The following is an 18,442-nucleotide window of genomic DNA, read 5'->3' on the forward strand; positions in this document are numbered from 1 at the left end:
CCCCTCTCCCTGAGGGAGAGGGGCTGGGGGTGAGGGCCGCCATCTAGGTCGAGACAACTGAAGATTCCGGGATCCCTTCCTCCGCCCAAGGGCCGTTCTCATAGTAGGCGGCCACCCTCTCCCGGTCGGGCTGGGTTAGCAGGCTGACCACCACCAGCACGGCTGTGCCGGCGACCACCGCCGGGATGACCGGCAGCCAGCCGCCCGTCCAGCCTTTGGGCAACAGGCCCGACAGCCAGCCCAAGGTGAGGCCGCTGGAGACCAAAGCTCCGGCCACGGCCCCGGCGCGAGTCGCCCGCTTCCAGTACAGGCCGGCGATCAAGACGGGAAAGAGCATGGCGTTGCCCTGGAAGCTCCAGGTGGCAATCTGGGCAATCAGCCCCGGCGGCCTGACGGCAATGGCAAAGGAGACCAGCCCAATCCCCAGCACCACCCAGCGGCCCAACAGCTCCTCCTGGTGCGGGGAAAGCGGGCGCTTGAGGAAGGTGACCACCAGATCCCGCGTCACTAGGGAGCTGGCCGTGAGCAGTTGCGAGTCCGCCGTGGACATCAAAGCCGCCAGCGCGGCTGTAATCACCACTGCCGCCACGCCGCTGGGCAAGCTCTGCAACATCAGCGGCATGATCTGGTCCGGCTGCTGCAGGTTAGGAAAAGCCAACCGGCCCCAGACGCCAATGAGGGCTGCCGGGAAAAACACCAGCAGAATGAGCAGCGGCCAGACCACCATCAGAGTCTGGAAGGGACGGGCACTTTTGGCCATGTAGAAGCGCTGGAAAAATTGGGGAAAAAGGGGCGTGGCCATGAAAAACAGCAGTTGGTTGCCCAGCAGGGTCTGCCAGCTCCAGCGCCCCTGCGGGCCGGGCAAGCTCAGCCAGGGATCCAGTTCGCTACCCGCTTCTCTCCCTAGGGAGAAAGCCACTGCAACAAAGGCCACCCCCATCCCCAAAATCAAGATGATCCCCTGCACCACGTCCGTCCAGACCACCGCCTGGGATCCGCCAAAGAGCACATACCCCAAGATCACCAGCGCCACCACCACCGCCAGGGGCCAATAGGGGATCCCCTCCCCCCACACCGCCGCCAGGGTGCGGGCTCCGCCAATGATCTGAATGCTGATGTAGGGGGCGGTAAACATCAGGGCGCTAAGGCAGTAGAGTAGAGCCAAAAGAGGGCTGTTGAAGCGGTGGCCGAAAAACTCGGAAGGGGTGATGAAGCCAAAGTGTTGGGCTGCTAGCCATACCCGGTAGCCCACCCACAAAAACAGCCCCGAAATGAAGGCGGTGGTCACTCCCACCCCCAGGAAGATCCCTAGGCCGTGGGTATAGGCATCCGCTGGCACCCCAATGAAGGTAAAGGCACTGAGCAGCGTCGCCAGCGTCGTCAAGGTTAGAGCCAGGGATCCCAGACCCCGCCCCGCCAAAAAGTAGCTCACCGGATCCCGACCGCTGTGGCGGTAGCTCCACCAGCCAATGGCCGCCAACAGCAGCAGGTACACCCCAACCACACCCAAACTCAAAACCGTGTCACCCATCTCTAGGCCAGCAAACGCGCACAATGTAGAGGTTCAAGGGCACCAGCAGCAACATGGCCAACCCCGCCCCCCAGTACCAAGCCGGGATCCCCAATAGCTGCGGCTGGGCGGAGCGCACGCCCACCCAGGTCAATAGCCACAGCAGGGGATAGATCCCCCACACCCAAGCTTGCCGCAGCCGCCCAAAGCGCAAAAGGCCAGCGGCGGGATCCTGTTCGAGCATCCTCCGACCTCCTGCTGTGCAGGTGCATCTTCAGCGGGACTTCATTTTAAAGCAGGATGGCTCGATTAACCTGGTATTAGCCCCGCGGCAGGGTCGAGGCAGCCAGCCGCCGAGATTCCCCTTTTCGATGATCCAGAGACTTGAGATTGCTTTTTCCTTCCTCCCCCGCTGACAACGCCGGCAGGCCGGGATCCTGCCGCGGCGAACAAGAGCGGCCCTACTGGCTGGCTTGGGCGCAGATTAAGGGCATCGGCCCGCACCGGCTCAAACGGCTGGCGGAGTTTTTTGGATCCCTGAAGCAGGCCTGGCAGGCGGACGCCCTGGACCTGCAGCAGGTAGAAGGCATCGGCCCTACCTTGGCCCAGGCAATTGTCTCTGCCCGGCCTGGCCTCGATCCTGAGGAGATCCTGGAGCAGACCCAAAAGCCTGGGATCCCTTTCCTAACCCCGGCGGATCCCGGCTATCCGCCGCTGCTGTGGGAGCTGCCGGATCCGCCGCCCCTTCTCTATGTCTTAGGGGAATGCCCCGATTGGCAGCAGCCGGCCATTGCTGTTGTCGGCACCCGCGCCCCCACCTCCTACGGTCGGCTCTGGACTCAGAAAGTTAGTGCCGCCCTGGCAGAAGCCGGCTGTGTGGTGGTCTCGGGGCTGGCCACCGGGATCGACGGCATTGCCCACCAGGCCTGCCTAGAGGCAGGCGGCAAGACAGTGGCCGTGGTGGGAACGGGGGTGGATCAGGTTTACCCCGCCCACCATCGCTCCCTCTACCGGCGCATCTTGGAGCAAGGAGCCGTCCTCAGCGAATATCCTCCCGGCACGCCGCCGGCCAAGGAGCACTTTCCCCAGCGCAACCGCATCATCGCCGGCCTCTGCCGCGCCACCTTGGTGATGGAGGCCCCAGAGCGCTCGGGGGCGCTGATTACCGCCCACCTGGCCAACCACTACGGTCGGGAAGTGTACGCCCTACCGGGGAATATCGACACAGCGGCGGCCCGCGGCTGTCTGCAGCTCATCCGCAACGGCGCCGGCATGATCCTGGGGATTGAGGAGCTGCTCCAAGAGCTGGATTTGGTTCAGGGATCCCCTCCCCCAGAACAGCCCCCCTCCTTCGGCCCCAGCGATCCCCAGCAGCAGCTTCTCTGGCAGCTCCTGGGCAACGAAATCCTCAGCCTCGACGCCCTGGTCCAGGCCACCCAGATGGACATTGCCACCCTCTCCAGCACCCTGCTGCTTATGGAACTGGAAGGCTGGCTGGTGCAACTGCCGGGGATGCGCTACCAGCGGGCTCGCTGAGGTTGGATCCCTGCCCAGCTTCTCCGATGGGAGCACGACACGTGGGATCCTCGTGGCGCGGGTTGTTCACATGGGTGCTGACGGGGTAGGCGGCCATGGCCTCTGCCGGGTAGGGGCGGAGCAGGGGCAACAGCAGCTTGGGATCCCGCACCTGTGGATCCAGCCAGAGGTCGTAGTCGTTTTCCGTCAAAATGGCCGGCATCCGCTCGTGGAAAGGCTCCATCATGGCCGGCGTGTTGAGGATGGCGCAAGTTTCTATCTCCACCCCTTGTGGGCTGCGCCAGCGCTCCCAAATACCGGCAAAGGCAAACACAAGAGGATAGCTTGCTAGCCCCGCACTTGAGTGCGCGCCGGAAAAGCGCGCTAGCCACTTTAGTCGCTTACCCATGATGGGGGTCGTTGATATAGTTTCATAGCTCAAACAACCTCTTCCTGACTTCTCCTACCAACACCTTTTTCCTTCTCTTTGGCCAAAAAATAAGATAAACAACCGCTAGCCCCACACCATGGTTGTAGTGATTGTACCGTTGACTTCCCTCTCGCGCTATCGCTTACTTAGGTTGGAACAAAGAACAAAAACAAGAATGCGGTTTTAACCAAAACTTTGTTTTCATTCCAACAGGTCGGTTCAAGGAGCGTATTGCGCAATTATGTCGGCATTATGGCATGGAGTTTATTGAGGTAGAGGAGGCGTACAGCTCGCAGGCAAGCTTCCTAGATGGGGATGAGCTACCTAATTATGGTGAAAAACCCGACGGGTGGAGACCCGCTGGAAAGCGTGTCAAGCGGGGCCTGTACCAAACGGCAAAGGGGTGGTTGGTCAACGCTGAGGCAAATGCTGCCGCCAACCTGCTTAAGAAAGTCAGCAGAACCTTGGGGCTTTGCCTTCAGGAACTGTCTAGAGGCGCTTTGACAACGCCGTTGCGGGTTCTTTTGTGGACTGCGTAAGCATCCCCCGCCTTTAGGCGGTGGGAGTGTCAATACTCAGGCGATACTGGAAAAGCTCTTCTCCAGGGATCCCATCATGCCTCACGCCAGTGCCTTTCTCGAGGTGATCCCCGCCATCGACCTTTTACAAGGCCGCGCCGTGCGTCTTTACCAAGGCGATTACGCCCAAGCCGAGCAGGTGGCCGCCGACCCCGTCCAGCAGGCAGAAATCTGGGCCACCCAAGGGGCGCCTCGCCTGCATGTGGTGGATCTGGACGGGGCCAAAAGCGGGGATCCGGTTAACCTGCCCATCATTGCAGACATTGTCCGCAAACTGGCCATCCCGGTACAGGTGGGGGGTGGGATCCGATCCCTGGAGCGGGCGCGGCAGTTGCTGGACTTGGGGGTGGAGCGGGTGATCGTCGGCACGGTGGCTGTAGAGGATCCCGCCCTGCTGGAGGCCATGACCCAGGCTTTGCCGGGACGCATCTGGGTGGGGATCGACGCCCGCCAAGGTCAGGTAGCCACCCGCGGCTGGCTGAGCACCACTCCCCTAGCCGCCACCGAGCTGGTGCAACGGGTCCAAGCCCAAGGGGCTGCCGGGATCATCTACACCGACATTGGCCGGGACGGCACCCTGGCCGGCCCCAACCTAGAGCAGTTGCGCCAGATCCTGGCTGTCTCCCGCCTGCCGGTTATCGCTTCCGGGGGGATTGGCTCGCTCACCGATTTGCTTGCCCTGCTGAGCTTGCCGGGTTTGGCCGGAGCCATTCTGGGCAAGGCCCTCTACTCAGGAGCTATCTCCCTGCCAGAGGCGTTGCGCGCCGTGGGGCCGGGCCGCTGGCAAGATCTGCCGCCAGAAACTGGATCCCGGTGGGCCTAGGGAGAAACAGCCCTGGCAAAACTTTTGCCATACTGGACGGAATCGACATGTAACTGATACATTTACGCTGAACACTGCTGAACATCACTGTTCAACTATGCAGCGATAGCATTCTGTTTGTTTCCAAACAGAATGGCGGTATCCCGCAAAGCTTTGAGTAGAATACCCAAAGCGCAGTTTCCGTGTCGTCTTACTACCAATTTTCTGCTTTGCTTTGGCTACCATGTTGGCAGACTCGAAAGTAAACAGAAAGATCAACTGGTAGTAATCCGTACTGAACATATTATACATTATTTTCAGTATAGTTGAGCTTATTATTGACTAGAGTCATGCTCTAAACAGCTTCTAGGAAACCAACCGGGAAGGAAGATCTTCCCCAGGCTGACTCTTGTCTAAGCGTTTTTTAGGATAGCCATGGAAGTTCCCGCCCTTCGCCCTGCCGTTCAAGCCTTACAGCCGGAGTTGGTGACCTGGCGCCGCCACCTGCACAAGTATCCAGAGCTGGGTTTCCAGGAGAAGCAAACCGCCGCCTACATCAGCCACCGCCTGAGAAGTTGGGGGATCCCGCACCAGACCGGCATCGCCCACACCGGCATTGTGGCCACCATCGCGGGAGAAGAGCCAGGGCCGGTTTTGGCGCTGCGGGCCGACATGGATGCCCTACCCATTCACGAGGCCAACGAGGTCGAATACCGTTCCGCCATCCCCAACGTTATGCACGCCTGCGGCCATGATGGCCACACGGCCATTGCCCTGGGCACCGCCAAGCTGCTGCAGCAGCACCGCCAAAGCCTCAGAGGCACCGTCAAAGTTATTTTCCAGCCTGCTGAAGAAGGCCCCGGCGGAGCCAAGCCAATGGTGGAAGCGGGGGTGCTGAAGAACCCAGATGTAGAAGCCATCCTCGGCTTACACCTGTGGAACAACCGACCTCTGGGCACCATTGGCGTCAAAAGCGGCCCCTCGATGGCCTTTGCCGATCGCTTTCAAATCGAGGTCATTGGGCGCGGTGGCCATGCCGCTCTTCCTCAGCAGACGGTGGACGCCATTGTGGTGGGATCCCACATTGTGAGCGCTTTGCAGACCATCGTCTCCCGCAACGTGGATCCGCTGCAGCCGGCGGTGGTGACGGTGGGCCGCTTCCGGGCCGGCGACACCTTCAATGTCATTGCTCCCCGGGCAGAAATTTGGGGCACCGTGCGCAGCTTTCAGCCGGAAGTGCGGGATTTGCTTGCAAGACGTATAGAAGAAATCGTGGCCGGCATTTGCCAAGCCTATGGGGCCACCTACGAGTTCCAGTACGAGCGGGGCTATCCGGCGGTTCACAATGACCCGGCCATGGCAGCCCTGGTAGAACAAGCCGCCCGCCAGCTGTTCGGTTCAGAAGCGGCGATTATTCCAGAGATGACCATGGGCGGCGAGGACGTCTCGTTTTTCCTCAACGAGGTGCCCGGCTGCTACTTTTTCCTGGGATCCGCCAACCCTGCCAAAGGGCTAGATTATCCCCATCACCATCCCCGCTTTGACTTTGACGAAGCTGCCCTCGGCATTGGGGTAGAGCTGTTCTTGCGCTGCATTGAAAACTACACTGGAAAGACTTTGGATTAAAGGGGGCACTTCCCAAAAAAGCTGTGACCATTTGAATAAGCCGTTCGCTACGTCAAATCCTAGCTCCCCTCTCCCTCAGGGAGAGGGGCTGGGGGTGAGGGATACCCTCTGGGAGAGGGGCCGGGGGTGAGGGGAGACTCCCTCTAGGGCCGAAGTAGGTCGGCGGATCCAGCGCCGGGAATCGGCAAGCGTTCCAGCGGTTTTGGGGTGGCAGGAGCGGGGACAGGATTCAAGTCGGCGGGAATGTACAGGGGCTTGGGATCGGGATCCCCGCCGAAGGCGAGCACAAGCTCCCGCAGCAGGGCCTGTCGCTGTTGCCGGCTCAGGGCTTGCACGGCTGCCTTGTCTTGGGCATAGGGGTTGACCGTCAGCCGCTCGGCACCGGGGTAGCGCTGGGCAACTATCGGCTCGTTGGCGTCCAGATAGTCTGCTAGCGTCAGTTGCCAGTCAAAGCGGTCGGTAGGAGAGCGACCGACCACCTGCAAGTGATAGACCATCATCCGCCGCACCAAGGTATCTTCCTCAGGCGCGGGGCCGCCGTCATTGGGGTTCACGGGGGTATAGGTGTTTTCCAGAGGCAGATCTGGCAAGGCCTCGTAGACCTGCCGCGCCGCCTCAGGGATCAGCCGCAACTGGGCATAGGCAGGGCCGGATCCCAGCAGGGCCACAGCGGCAATGCCCACCCAGCCTCGCCAAAGAGCTTGCTTTTTCACCACGACTTTCTTCTCCACCGGTAGCAAACCATCGCTCAAATTTTTGAGCGGCAACTCTTATCTCTCCTGATTGGAAAGAGCTTGGGATCCCAGAGCAGTTGGGAAGCGTTGCAATCTAGACATGGACATGAACCATTCTAAGCTGCATAGATTTTTTTGGCTCAGCGTTTATAGACAGGATAGCCGGCTGCCAATTGACCCCAGCTTTTAACGATCTCTAGTCAATGCTCAATCCCTCGACCACCTGAGGCTGAGAACGTGGCCTGAGAGGGGCAGATTGGGCTACGCGATCCTGTCGTCGGTGGGGCTGAAAGTGATTTTGCCACAAGCCGAGGATATCAAGTGTTTCGCCACCATGCTGGGTGTAGCGCTGCCGTACTTTACACAGAACAGGGGTATTGACACACACGCCGGAGACAATCACCTGACCCTTGCTCAAAGCCGGCAATTCCTGTAACAAATCCCGTCCGGCAGCCTCAACACTGTGGCGCAGATTTTCTTGATCGGAAGGGTTGACAATTCGCATCAAAAATTGGCTCATGCATTGCGATAGAATGTCCGAGTCCAGCTTGCCGGGGCGTTGCGTGATTAGACCTACTCCTAAGCCAAACTTCCGCCCTTCGCTGAGAATGGTGCGCAACACCTGCTTGCAGCGGGAGGGCTCGTGGGCAGGGGCAAAGCGATGGGCCTCTTCCAACAAGATAAAAACAGGATAGGGCAGGTAATTTTCATCCCCCGGTTGGATCTTGCCTTTATGGGTGTTAATGCGGGCGTAATTGGCCTGGCGCAGGATGGCGGCGGCAATGACTTGCTGCTCTTCCTGGCTAATCTCGTGCATCTGCAAAATGGTTACCTGCCCTGGCTCAAACAAATCCTTGGGGGCCAGGTGTTCCACATTGCTAAAGTAGGGAGAGCGATCGATCTGCTCTAGCTTCCACTCCAAAGCAGCGGCTGAGGATCCCCGGGATCCGTCCTCTGCCGAATCTTCTTCGTTGACGGTGTCGATCAGATCCCGAATTGTCCAACGTAGTGGATTGAACTGGGTAACCTTGCGGAAAGCTTTCTCTAGGAAAGATTTCTGCCGGTCGGTGGTCTCTGGCAAGAGGGTAAGGATATCGAAAAAGTTGAGAGAAGACACGCGGATCTTGATTTCCTGTGGGGAGAGAACCTTAACCTTAGGGCGGTAGCCGTCTTCGCCCAAAAACTTGGGGTGGGACTGCATCTCTGCCAGTGTATGGTATTCCCCATGGGGATCAAAAATGAGAACAGCAGCCCGGTTTTTGGGCAACATCAGCTCTTCAATCAAGACCCCCGCCGTGTAGGATTTTCCGGATCCCGTCCCCGCCAAAATAGCCAGATGGGTGCTAACCATTTCCTTGACATCCAGCACCACGGGCACCGCTCCCTCGTCGCGCAACAACAGGCTGCCCAAGTGAGCGCCCCCAACGGCTGTTTCATCTCGTTTGTTCAAAATCGATTTCAGCAGACGATTGGAGGCCAAAAAGACTTTGGCACCGGGATCCGGAGGGCGACGGGGGTTAATAAAGCCCATGGCGCGGTGAAAATAGCCGATGACCTCGACGGTAACTGCGTAGATTTCCGGGTTGGGGTGGGTAAAGCCCACCAAAGCCACAATGGTGCTGGGATCGATCTCGGTGTCGGCAAAGATGCGATCGGGAATGTGATCCAAGAGCTGGACTTGCCTGATCTTGCCGAGAATTTTCAGGGTTTGGGACTGGGTATCCTGAACCTCATAGTAGACAAAATCGCCTACTCTTACAGCTTGGGTATTGGAGGTGATAAAAACATACTGGTTGGAGGTTTCACCGGGGCCCTTGACAGTGCCGATTACTTCTGGGGCCTCTTCATCGGAGGAGAAGACAGCTTTTGGATAGTGTCCATTGTCAAGAGACTGGGCGATCCCTACAGTTTTTTTGGTCATCAGCGCATCGCTCCTACGGTCATTTTCCAGGCCAGTTCTTTGCTTAGAATTTGCAGGGCCCGCCGTTGAGCCGGATCGGAAAACATGGGTATGATATCATTCAAGACTTGATAAACAAGGTGGTCGGCAAAGTTGCCGCCGCTGCTCAAGAGCAATCCATAATACGAAAATTGGGTTTGACCTTGGGGATCTTGGTGAAAACGTAGGATTTCTTCTTGGCTCATGCGAAAAACGGGCGTGTTCACAGGCACCACCACGCGCGGGATCCCTTGCCGGCCACAGCCCCGCTCTTCGTCCAAAGCTCCGATGAGAACCACCGAAAGCAGCGTGCGCACCTCGTTTTGTAAATCGGGGGAAAAATAGGGATCCGGCTGGCTGGAGAGGCGCGGGCCGGAGTTGAGAAAGAGCGGGTTTACAATTTGGGTGTTATAGACCAGACCTACAGCCCAGTGCCGTTGATCATTCTCCAGCTTAACAAAGCTGCCAAAGCCATAGTCATCAGGAGAGGGAGGATTTTTGACTTCTAGGGCGTCATCCACCTGCACTACGTAGTCGCAGTGATTGTTGGAGCGAACCACCTTGCCCAATCTCATCGGACTCGCCTCCGCTGCAGTTTACTCACCGTTTTCCGAGATAACCTGAGGTTGAGCTTCTCGCGGCTTGCCCAATCTTGCATCAGGCGCAGGAAAAGGTTGCGATCCTCATTGCGAATAACGGCTATTTGATCGGCTGTCTCTAACACATAGGGATAGCCTCTACCAATGATGACCTCGCAGCGCACCAGATCCACGACCCAGTCCAAAAGTCCTGCCTCGTAAACCCAAACCGGTATCTCCAGCCGGGCCGGAAAGTTGTCGTTGGTGCGCAAATAAACAAATCCCACTCGCTCTCGCATTTCTTGGTAAGAGTTGAGGATCCCATCTTGAGGGTTAAGGCTGCCGCCGCGAGCACAGATAAAAAAAGGGGTGCGCTCCCCCCACTCCAGCCACGGGCTGAGGAGTTGGGCATCGTGAAGCTGAGGAGCTTCAGGAAGATCGAAGCAATGCCGCAGCAATGTCACCAGATCTGAGGTATAGGTAGTGTCGATGTAGGCCACAACAGGGATCTGGTTTTGCTCGCTGGCCCGCAGCACCTGGAGTAAACATTGTACGTAGAAATCTCGGCTTTCTGGCTCAAGGGCTTCCGCAAAGGTAGCCACCAGAGCCCCATCTAAAAAGGCCAACTTTCGGGATCCAGGCTGAGCTCCCCGGATATATTCCACCAGCTTTTCTGTTTCCATTTGGAAGCGACGCATGTTGACGACGCGCTCTTTGGGCTCGCCGCTGCTATCGGATCCCAAATCCTTTGGAGTCAGTACATCGACTTGAATATCTTTTTCGTACAGGCCTTGGGCACAGTGATGATTCTCATACCAGCCGATCTGCACCAAGGCCACCGGAATTGACAGATCCTTGCTGGGATAGATTTGGGATCCATCTACTGCAAAGGTGGAAATATTTTTAATAATCGACCTTGCCCATTCATCGCTTTCCTCATGGCTAGTCCATGCCTGTTCAAAAGGAACTGACCAACTGGAGTAAAGATCCCACTCTTGAGTAGGTAGAGCACCCGGAAAGTCCAAGGGCGCTATTTTTTCGGCAATCTCTGCGCTCGACCACTGGCACAATCTTTCCATGGCCTGCCGATATCCCTCTCTGCGCTCCGATAGCCCTTGATCAAAAGTGACGAAAGCCTCCCGCTTTTGCTGCAATACTGCCAGAACCCGGTCAGCTCTAAATACCATAGGTGGGATCCCTCCTCATCTGGCCAGAGCCAGCGTGCCTCTCCACCCGAATGATGTTCTCCGTTACTTGCTCAAAGGTATCGTCGTGGCTGATCACAAATAGCTGCTCAAAAGAGCGCAAATTGGTAATGGACTCGGCCAATCGCTGTCGGCGCTGGGCGTCCATGTTGGTGGTGGGCTCGTCGAAGAAGGCAATATCCAACTGTCCTAACACCTTGAGCAAGGCTAGGCGAACTGCCAGAGCTGCCGACATCTGCTCTCCTCCAGAAAGGCTGGCAAAACGTCGTTTGGGGCCGCCTCCCTCTTGAACGCGGATCTCGTAGTCGGCCTCCCAGGTGAGGGCAACATTGGGGCGGTTGAGGATTTCCCGGAAGAGGTGATCGGCAATGTTGTTGATCTGCTGTAGATAGTATTGGGTAATTTGAGGGCCAGCCTTTTTGTAGGTATCTCGGCTAAACTTAATGAAGCGATGCAGACGCTCTTTCTCGATTCGTTGCGTCTCGACTTGTTTTAAGGTTTCTCTCACCCGCTCCAGTTGCTGTAACCTTTCCTGGATTTTCTGTAGTTGAGGGGCAAGGCTTTCCAGGCGAGCTTGAGCCTCGGCCTTTTGAATTTCGGTGGCCTGCAAAAGGGAGCGCAGACGTTGGTGCTCCTGAGGCTGATAGAGGGAAGCCAAAGGATCCCGCTGTGCCCGCAATTGGGACAGTTGGGTTTGCAATGCTTGCTGTTGCGCCTTCAGTTCACTGAGCTTCCGTTCTCGTTGGGGGAGCAGTTTGGCAATAGGCTCCAGACCTAGATATTGCTCGTGATCCGCTCGGTAGTGTTCGCGCTGTTCTTGCAGGGATCCCAGCTCTCGATCCAGGTGTTCGGTTTGCAGCAGCGCTTCCTCGAGGGGGCGGAGTGCTGCCTCCAAATCCTGGATTTGCTGTAGGCAACCTGCCTGCGTTTGCAGGTACTGTCTTTCCAGCTTGAGCTCCGCTTTCAGCCACTCAGCCCGGCTTCTCGGATCCCCCAGGGACTTCAAGGTTTCGGCGGCTTTTACAATTTGGGCTTGCAGGTAATCTTTGGATCCCTCTATTTTCTCCCAGCGATCAATTTGGGCTTGTTTTTCCTGCTTAGCTTGCTGGATCTGTTCTAGAGCCAACTGAGCTGTTTGCAGTTCATCTTTTCGTTGTGGCAAACTTTGGACAAGTGGTTGCATACGGATAACGGTTTCATAGCTGTTGCGATGGCAACTCTGCTCCTCCCGTAAAGCGGCAATTCTCTCGTCTAGATCGGCAAGGGGCTGAAGCTGCTGCTCTAGGGCTTGTATCTGTTGTTGAAGTTGCTGGATGCTGGCTACAACTTGCTGGTACTCTTGCTCAACTCTCGGCTTATTGTTGAGCTCCTTTTCCAGGCGCTGGATTTGCCCCCTGGGATCCCCCAGTGCCTGCAGCGCTTGGCCAATTTCCTGTTGTTGCCGAAGAAAGTCTGGCTCTGCCTCGAGGCTCCACTGAAGATCCTCAATTTTGCTCTGGCGTTCGTTTTGCCATTGCAGCAACTGTTGAATTTGAGCTTCTAACTCGGGAATCTGCGCCGTTAAGCCCAGCAGGGGCTGCAAAGTCTTGAGTTGCTCCTGGATATCAGCCAGTTGCTGGCGTAGCTGAGGCTCGCAAGTTTGGGGGGAAAGATCCTGTAGGATTTGTTGGATGGATTGCAGTAACTGTTGGCTGAGGGCTGAAGACTGGGCCAGAACTTGCGGGATCCGCTGCCATAGAGGTTGGAGTTGCGGATAACTCTGTTGGCAAGCGGCCAGCTCCTCCACAAGAGTTTGAATGCTGCGGTTGTGCTGGGCCAGTTGGTGAGAGCCCTGCTCGAAAAGGGCTTGGAGTTCCCGCTGAAATTGCCGCGCCGCGGCTAGGCGGCTGAGCTGAGTTTGCAGTCGCTCTTGTTGAGCCTCCAGGAGGGGAATCTTGGCTACGTGCTCTCGATCGGCCTGTCGCTGTCGAAGCTGCAGCCGCAACTGTTCCAACTGGGCCCGGCCCTGTTCCTGTTCTGTTTCTCTCTGTCTTAGCTCTAGGCGCAGGGCCTGAAAAGAGGCCAACTTCTGGCCAATTTGAGAGTACCGTTGTTCCAGGACGGTTTGCTTTTCGCAGAGCGTTTGCAGGTGTAGCTTTTCCTCCTCGATTTTCTGGAAGAGTTGGAGCTGCTGTCGATACTCAGATTCTCGCAGTTGGAGTTGGTGGAGCTGCTGCCGTAAAGTTTCCCGCTGAGCTGTCAAGGTCTGCCGTGTTCGTCGCAACGCCTCTTGCTCTGCCACCCAAGCCTCCAACTCCAGATAACGCCTGTAGGCCGATTCGTGCTGTTGACAGATGGCCTGCGCCTGTTCAGCCTCTTGGACGCGGCTTTGCAGCAGTTGACAGCGCCCGGCGTGGGCTGACCATTCTCCCTGAAGCTGCTCCCATTCGCGGTGCAGTTGGAGCAAGGTGTCGAGCTGCTGAGCCCAATGGCTTTGCCGGCGCTCTAGCTCCTCTTGGGCTTGAATTTGGGGAGCCAGCTCCTCTAGCTCCTGCTTGCAGCGCTGTTGTTGGCTGAGTTTTTCCTGCAGCCTCGCCAGTTGGTTTTCGAGGTTCTGCTTTTGCGAGAGCAGGGCCTCCCGCCGCTTCAGCCACTCCAGGCGCTGCTGCCGTTGCTTTTCCAGCTCCCGCAACCGATCTTCTATGGCCAAAAAGCGCTGAGATCCCTCTTGGTGGTGCTGTTGTTGTGCCTGCGCTCGCTGGGCCTCTGCCCACAGCTTTTCGGCTTGCTCAAGGGCTACTGCCAGCAGGGATCCCTCTTGCTCCAGTTGAGCAATTTGCCGGTCGAGCGTTTGGATTTGCTCAAGCAGCTTCTCCAGCCGCTCCAGCTCCAGCTTCACCTCGGCCAAGGTATGGGTATGGTGGCTTAAGCGCTCCTGCCAGTGGCTCAGTTCTTGCTCGATTCTCTGCTGCTCTACTTGCAGCGGATCCCAGTCTTGCATCTGTTGATGGAGCAGCTCAATTTGATGCTTGACGGCCAGAACTTGCGCCTCGCTGTATTTTTCAACTGCCAGCAGATCCTTTGCAACTTGCTGGTACTCTTCTACCTTCAAGATGCGGTCGAAAACTTCTTTCCGCTCCCGACTGGTTTTGAGAAAATCTGCTGTGAAAGTGCCCTGGGGCACCCCAATCGTTGTAGCAAAGAGCCGCGCCAAATCAGTACCGGCGGGCACACCCAAATGTTGCCTCAGCCACGCTAGCACATCTGCCTTGCGCTCGTAATCTAGGCGCTGCTTCAATTGCGGATCGAAGAGGCGATATCCCTGCCTGACACTGCGGCGAACGTCGTAGGTGCGCTGATCCCACTGGGAGATAAACTGGACAGTAGCCACCGCATCGCTGGCCCCTGTGCGGATGAGTTCTTCTTGGTTGTAGGGGCAGTAGTCAAACAAAACCCAGGCGATGGCCTCTAGAATGCTGGTTTTGCCTGCTCCATTTTCTCCACAAATGGCGTTGATACCGGGCTCAAACTCGAAGAAGGCGTCCTCATGAGACTTGAAGTTCTGCAGAGCCAAAGAGAGGATCCGCATGGTCAGTCTTCTTCCCCCAGAAAGGCGCCGCTCAGGTGAGCGTACACTTCCGCTTCGCCTTGCTCATCTAAGATTTTCTCTTTGAGATCTAAGAGTAACCGTGCCAGCTCTTCGCTGCGCTTGCGGTAGTGGGCATGGCTGCTCAGCAGATCCCTGTAGATTTTCTCTTCAATTTGCAGCCTGCGCCCTTCTTCTTCGAGGGAAAGAGCAGCCGACCCGATCTCCAAAGTAGTGGCTTCGAAGCGGAAGAGAACCAGCAGGGCACCGGTAAGCTGCTGAATCTGCTGCTGCAGGGCGCGGCTATCCAACTCGTGCTTGGCAAAGCCCACCTGCCCCGCCAGCCGAAACTCCACCATTGGCGCTGGCCCACCTTCGGGAAGGTCGGATCCCTTGGCCAAGGCAATTGCGGCTGCAGCAATCTCTTCGGGCGTTTCCCGGCCCTTGGCCTCAAGAGAGATCCGTCGGTGAGGCCGCCGGTAGTAGTCCTGCACCAGCTCAGCCTGAGGCGGGCCCTCTCCCCAGCGGACGCGGTAGGCTCCCCGCGGAAAGTCCCACTCGGCAGTACTGTTAGCCTCCAGGGATCCCGGATTGAAGATCCAGCCTTCTTCTGTATAGCTTTTGTGGATATGTCCCAAGGCTAAATAGCCCACCCCTGCCTCCCGCAAAGGCAGCAGATCCCGGTAGCGCAAGGCGCCCTGGTAGCGAGCAATTTGGCCTTCCAGGCCGTGGTGGAACATGAGCACCACCCGCTCAGGGCCAGGGGGCAACCGGCGAATGGCCGCCGCCAACTGCTCAATCGACTTGGGGGCCGCCGACCCATACCACTGGGATCCGATCACCCGCACCCCACAGGGCAGATCCAGATAGCCCCCCCGCCCACCTGACCAGGGGCGCAGCTCTAAACCCTCCTCGCCTGCTTCCGGCTCCAGCAGGATCAGGTCGCCGTGATCGGCCAGGTAGCGCAGCCAACTGGTCTTGACACCGTAGGGGCGGCTGTCGTGGTTGCCCTCAATGGCCAAGACGGGGATCCCGGCCTGCTTCAGCTCCCGCAAGACAATCTGGGCTTGGTTGAGGACACCGGGCTGAATTTGCCGGTGCTCAAACAGATCCCCGGCAATGAGGACAAAATCCACCGGGTTCTGGATGGCATGGCGGCGCACCACATCCCGAAAGGCCAAAAAGAAATCTTTGCTCCGCTCCGGGCTGTTGTAGCGGTCGTAGCCCAGATGCACATCGGCCAGGTGCAAAAAGGTGCAGGTGGAAGTGGCCATCGCCCGAACCTGCCAGCAAATTGCCCACAGTTTAGCAGACAAACCTCAGTGCTCAACTAGATATAGGGATCCCTTCCCGGCCATTTGCGGCTTTGCTCGGGTTGCCACCCCTAGAGCTAGGCGCCGCCCCGCCGCGCTGCCTGTTGCCCAGTTCCAACCTTTCATGGGCACAGCTTGGGTTGGTGAAAGTTCGTTACATATATTTACATCTTTATTGGAGAAACGATTGCCAAGCAACCCTAACTCCGATAGGGCAAGGGATCCCTGGTTTAATTATTGTGAAGCGACGGGGGGGTTACAAAGGCTGACCTATAATGCCAGGTAAATCCCGCCTTGGGAGAGATCCCCGAGCTTCACGGCTGCAGACAGGCGGGAGCGCTTCGTTCCTTGTCGCAAGAGAGGAGTTCTTGATGACAACTACGCCAAAGGAGCGAGAGCCAAAGGTCAAGGTTTCGGTGGATATCGATCCGGTCCCCACCTCATTTGAGAAGTGGGCCAAGCCGGGGCACTTCGATCGCAGCCTGGCGCGTGGGCCCAAGACCACGACCTGGATCTGGAACCTCCATGCTCTTGCTCATGACTTCGACAGTCACACCAGCGACTTAGAAGACGTCTCTCGGAAGATCTTCTCCGCTCACTTCGGCCACCTGGCGGTGGTCTTTGTCTGGCTGAGCGGCATGTACTACCACGGAGCTCAGTTCTCCAACTATTCTGCTTGGCTGGCGGATCCGATTAACATCAAGCCCAGCGCCCAAGTGGTCTGGCCCATCTTCGGCCAGGAGATCCTCAACGGCGATGTGGGCGGCGGCTTTGAAGGGATCCGCATCACGTCGGGTCTATTCCACCTCTGGCGAGCTGCCGGCATCACCAATGAGTTTCAACTCCTCTGCACCGCTATCGGCGGTCTGGTGATGGCTGGCCTCTGCCTGTTCGCCGGCTGGTTCCACTACCACAAGCGGGCTCCCAAGCTGGAGTGGTTCCAAAACGTGGAGTCGATGCTCAACCACCACCTGGCGGGCCTGCTGGGGCTGGGCTCGCTGGCCTGGGCCGGTCACCAAATCCACGTGGCCATCCCCATCAACAAGATGTTGGATGCGGGCGTGCCGGCGGCTCAGATCCCTCTGCCCCACGAGTTCATCCTCAAGCCGGCCCTGATGAAGGAGATGTTCCCCAGCGTGGATTGGGGCCTCTTCAGCGGGGTGGTGCCTTTCTTTACGTTGGACTGGGGCAAGTACGCGGAGTTCCTCACCTTCAAGGGTGGCCTGGATCCGCAAACGGGCGCCCTCTGGCTGACGGATCAGGCCCACCACCACCTGGCCATTGCCGTGCTCTTTATCGTGGCCGGCCACATGTACCGCACTAACTGGGGCATCGGCCACTCCATCAAAGAGATCCTGGAAGCCCACAAGGGCCCCTTCACCGGCGAGGGCCACAAGGGTCTCTACGAAGTGCTGACCAGCTCCTGGCACGCCCAACTGGCCATTAACTTGGCCATGGTGGGATCCCTGAGCATCATCGTGGCGCAGCACATGTACGCCATGAACCCCTACCCCTACATGGGCATCGACTACGCCACCCAGATCTCCCTCTTTACCCACCACATGTGGATAGGCGGCATCTTCATCGTTGGCGGCGCTGCCCACGGGGCCATCTACATGGTTCGCGACTATGACCCGGCGGTGAACCGCAACAACGTCTTGGATCGGGTGATCCGCCACCGCGACGCCATCATCAGCCACCTGAACTGGGTGTGCCTGTTCCTGGGCTTCCACGCCTTCGGCTTCTACGTCCACAACGACACGATGCAGGCGCTGGGCCGTCCGCAGGACATGTTCTCGGACACCGGCATCCAACTGCAGCCCATCTTTGCCCAGTGGATTCAATCCCTGCACACTAAGGCCATCGCCAGCACCGCTCCCTATGTGGGCGCTTCGGTCAGCCCCATCTTCGGCGGCGACGTGGTGGCTGTGGGCGGCAAGGTGTCGATGATGCCGATGGTGTTGGGCACGGCGGACTTCATGGTGCACCACATCCACGCCATGACCATCCACATCACCGTGCTGATCCTGCTCAAGGGAGTGCTGTTTGCCCGCTCTTCCCGCCTGATCCCCGATAAGGCCAAGCTGGGCTTCCGCTTCCCCTGCGATGGCCCGGGCCGCGGCGGCACCTGCCAGGTCTCCGGCTGGGATCACGTGTTCCTGGGGCTGTTCTGGATGTACAACGCCATCTCGATTGTGATCTTCCACTTCAGCTGGAAGATGCAGAGCGACATCTGGGGCACCGTCAACCCCGATGGCACGATCGAGCACATCACGGGCGGCAACTTCGCAACCAGCGCCATCAACATCAACGGCTGGCTGCGGGACTTCCTGTGGGCGCAATCGGTGCAGGTGATCAACTCCTACGGCTCGGAGCTGTCGGCCTATGGGTTGCTCTTCCTGGGTGCCCACTTCGTCTGGGCCTTCAGCTTGATGTTCCTGTTCAGCGGCCGTGGCTACTGGCAGGAGCTCATTGAGTCCATCGTCTGGGCCCATAACAAACTGAAAGTCGCTCCGGCCATCCAACCCCGCGCCCTGAGCATCATCCAGGGTCGGGCGGTCGGTGTGGCCCACTACCTGCTGGGCGGGATCGTCACCACGTGGGCGTTCTTCCTGGCACGGTTTGCCGCACTCGGCTAAGGCAAGGA

Annotated in this window: 13 protein-coding genes and 1 pseudogene; 4 read left to right on the top strand and 10 right to left on the bottom strand. The window is 58.1% G+C overall.

Annotated features, from left to right (window positions below):
• Positions 1 to 43: 43 nt before the first annotated feature.
• Both CYA_RS11780 and CYA_RS11785 read right to left on the bottom strand, forming a co-directional pair.
• Positions 44 to 1,531 carry a sodium:solute symporter family protein gene (locus tag CYA_RS11780; RefSeq protein ID WP_011431303.1) on the bottom strand — a complete coding sequence of 496 codons (1,488 nt, stop codon included), beginning with the start codon at positions 1,529 to 1,531 and terminating at the stop codon, positions 44 to 46.
• Positions 1,524 to 1,754, bottom strand: a complete 231-nt coding sequence (locus CYA_RS11785) for a hypothetical protein (protein ID WP_011431304.1) — start codon at positions 1,752 to 1,754, stop codon at positions 1,524 to 1,526. The genes CYA_RS11780 and CYA_RS11785 overlap by 8 nt, the downstream gene beginning before the upstream one ends.
• Before the next feature lie 140 nt (positions 1,755 to 1,894).
• Here CYA_RS11785 and dprA point away from each other — a divergent pair, with 140 nt between their 5' ends.
• On the top strand, positions 1,895 to 3,046 hold the full coding sequence (gene dprA, locus CYA_RS11790; protein WP_148203212.1) for a DNA-processing protein DprA: 1,152 nt from the start codon (positions 1,895 to 1,897) through the stop codon (positions 3,044 to 3,046).
• Here dprA and CYA_RS11795 read toward each other — a convergent pair.
• Both CYA_RS11795 and CYA_RS14850 read right to left on the bottom strand, forming a co-directional pair.
• A complete protein-coding gene (locus tag CYA_RS11795; protein WP_228375334.1) occupies positions 2,985 to 3,359 on the bottom strand; it encodes an SOS response-associated peptidase family protein in 375 nt (124 codons plus the stop codon). The genes dprA and CYA_RS11795 overlap by 62 nt on opposite strands.
• Positions 3,360 to 3,459: 100 nt before the next feature.
• A pseudogene (locus CYA_RS14850) lies at positions 3,460 to 3,594 on the bottom strand (IS200/IS605 family transposase); the annotation flags it as partial.
• Between the two features lie 476 nt (positions 3,595 to 4,070).
• On the opposite strand from CYA_RS14850, the gene hisA reads away from it, so the two are divergent.
• Both hisA and CYA_RS11810 read left to right on the top strand, forming a co-directional pair.
• Positions 4,071 to 4,856, top strand: coding sequence for a 1-(5-phosphoribosyl)-5-[(5-phosphoribosylamino)methylideneamino]imidazole-4-carboxamide isomerase (hisA, locus tag CYA_RS11805; protein WP_011431306.1), 786 nt, complete (start codon positions 4,071 to 4,073; stop codon positions 4,854 to 4,856).
• A gap of 414 nt (positions 4,857 to 5,270) precedes the next feature.
• A complete protein-coding gene (locus CYA_RS11810) occupies positions 5,271 to 6,461 on the top strand; it encodes a M20 metallopeptidase family protein (protein WP_011431307.1) in 1,191 nt (396 codons plus the stop codon).
• Between the two features lie 143 nt (positions 6,462 to 6,604).
• On the opposite strand, the gene CYA_RS11815 is transcribed toward CYA_RS11810, so the two are convergent.
• From CYA_RS11815 to CYA_RS11840, 6 genes are all read right to left on the bottom strand, one after another.
• Positions 6,605 to 7,228, bottom strand: a complete 624-nt coding sequence (locus tag CYA_RS11815) for a hypothetical protein (RefSeq protein WP_228375336.1) — start codon at positions 7,226 to 7,228, stop codon at positions 6,605 to 6,607.
• 163 nt (positions 7,229 to 7,391) lie between these two features.
• Complete coding sequence (locus CYA_RS11820; protein ID WP_011431309.1) at positions 7,392 to 9,116, bottom strand: ATP-binding protein; 1,725 nt, start codon at positions 9,114 to 9,116, stop codon at positions 7,392 to 7,394.
• Positions 9,116 to 9,709 (bottom strand): hypothetical protein, encoded by a 594-nt coding sequence (locus CYA_RS11825; RefSeq protein WP_011431310.1) that lies wholly within the window; start codon positions 9,707 to 9,709, stop codon positions 9,116 to 9,118. Before CYA_RS11825 ends, CYA_RS11820 begins: the two co-directional genes overlap by 1 nt.
• Positions 9,706 to 10,899: a DNA double-strand break repair nuclease NurA gene (locus CYA_RS11830; RefSeq protein WP_011431311.1), complete on the bottom strand. Its 1,194-nt coding sequence runs from the start codon at positions 10,897 to 10,899 to the stop codon at positions 9,706 to 9,708. The genes CYA_RS11825 and CYA_RS11830 overlap by 4 nt, the downstream gene beginning before the upstream one ends.
• Complete coding sequence (locus CYA_RS11835; RefSeq protein WP_011431312.1) at positions 10,889 to 14,485, bottom strand: AAA family ATPase; 3,597 nt, start codon at positions 14,483 to 14,485, stop codon at positions 10,889 to 10,891. The genes CYA_RS11830 and CYA_RS11835 overlap by 11 nt, the downstream gene beginning before the upstream one ends.
• A gap of 2 nt (positions 14,486 to 14,487) precedes the next feature.
• Positions 14,488 to 15,756, bottom strand: a complete 1,269-nt coding sequence (locus CYA_RS11840; protein ID WP_011431313.1) for a metallophosphoesterase family protein — start codon at positions 15,754 to 15,756, stop codon at positions 14,488 to 14,490.
• A 410-nt stretch (positions 15,757 to 16,166) separates the two neighbouring features.
• On the opposite strand from CYA_RS11840, the gene psaA reads away from it, so the two are divergent.
• On the top strand, positions 16,167 to 18,434 hold the full coding sequence (gene psaA, locus CYA_RS11845) for a photosystem I core protein PsaA (RefSeq protein WP_011431314.1): 2,268 nt from the start codon (positions 16,167 to 16,169) through the stop codon (positions 18,432 to 18,434).
• Positions 18,435 to 18,442 lie beyond the last annotated feature (8 nt).

Origin of the sequence: Synechococcus sp. JA-3-3Ab (assembly GCF_000013205.1) — a bacterium.
Classification (GTDB): Bacteria; Cyanobacteriota; Cyanobacteriia; order Thermostichales; family Thermostichaceae; genus Thermostichus.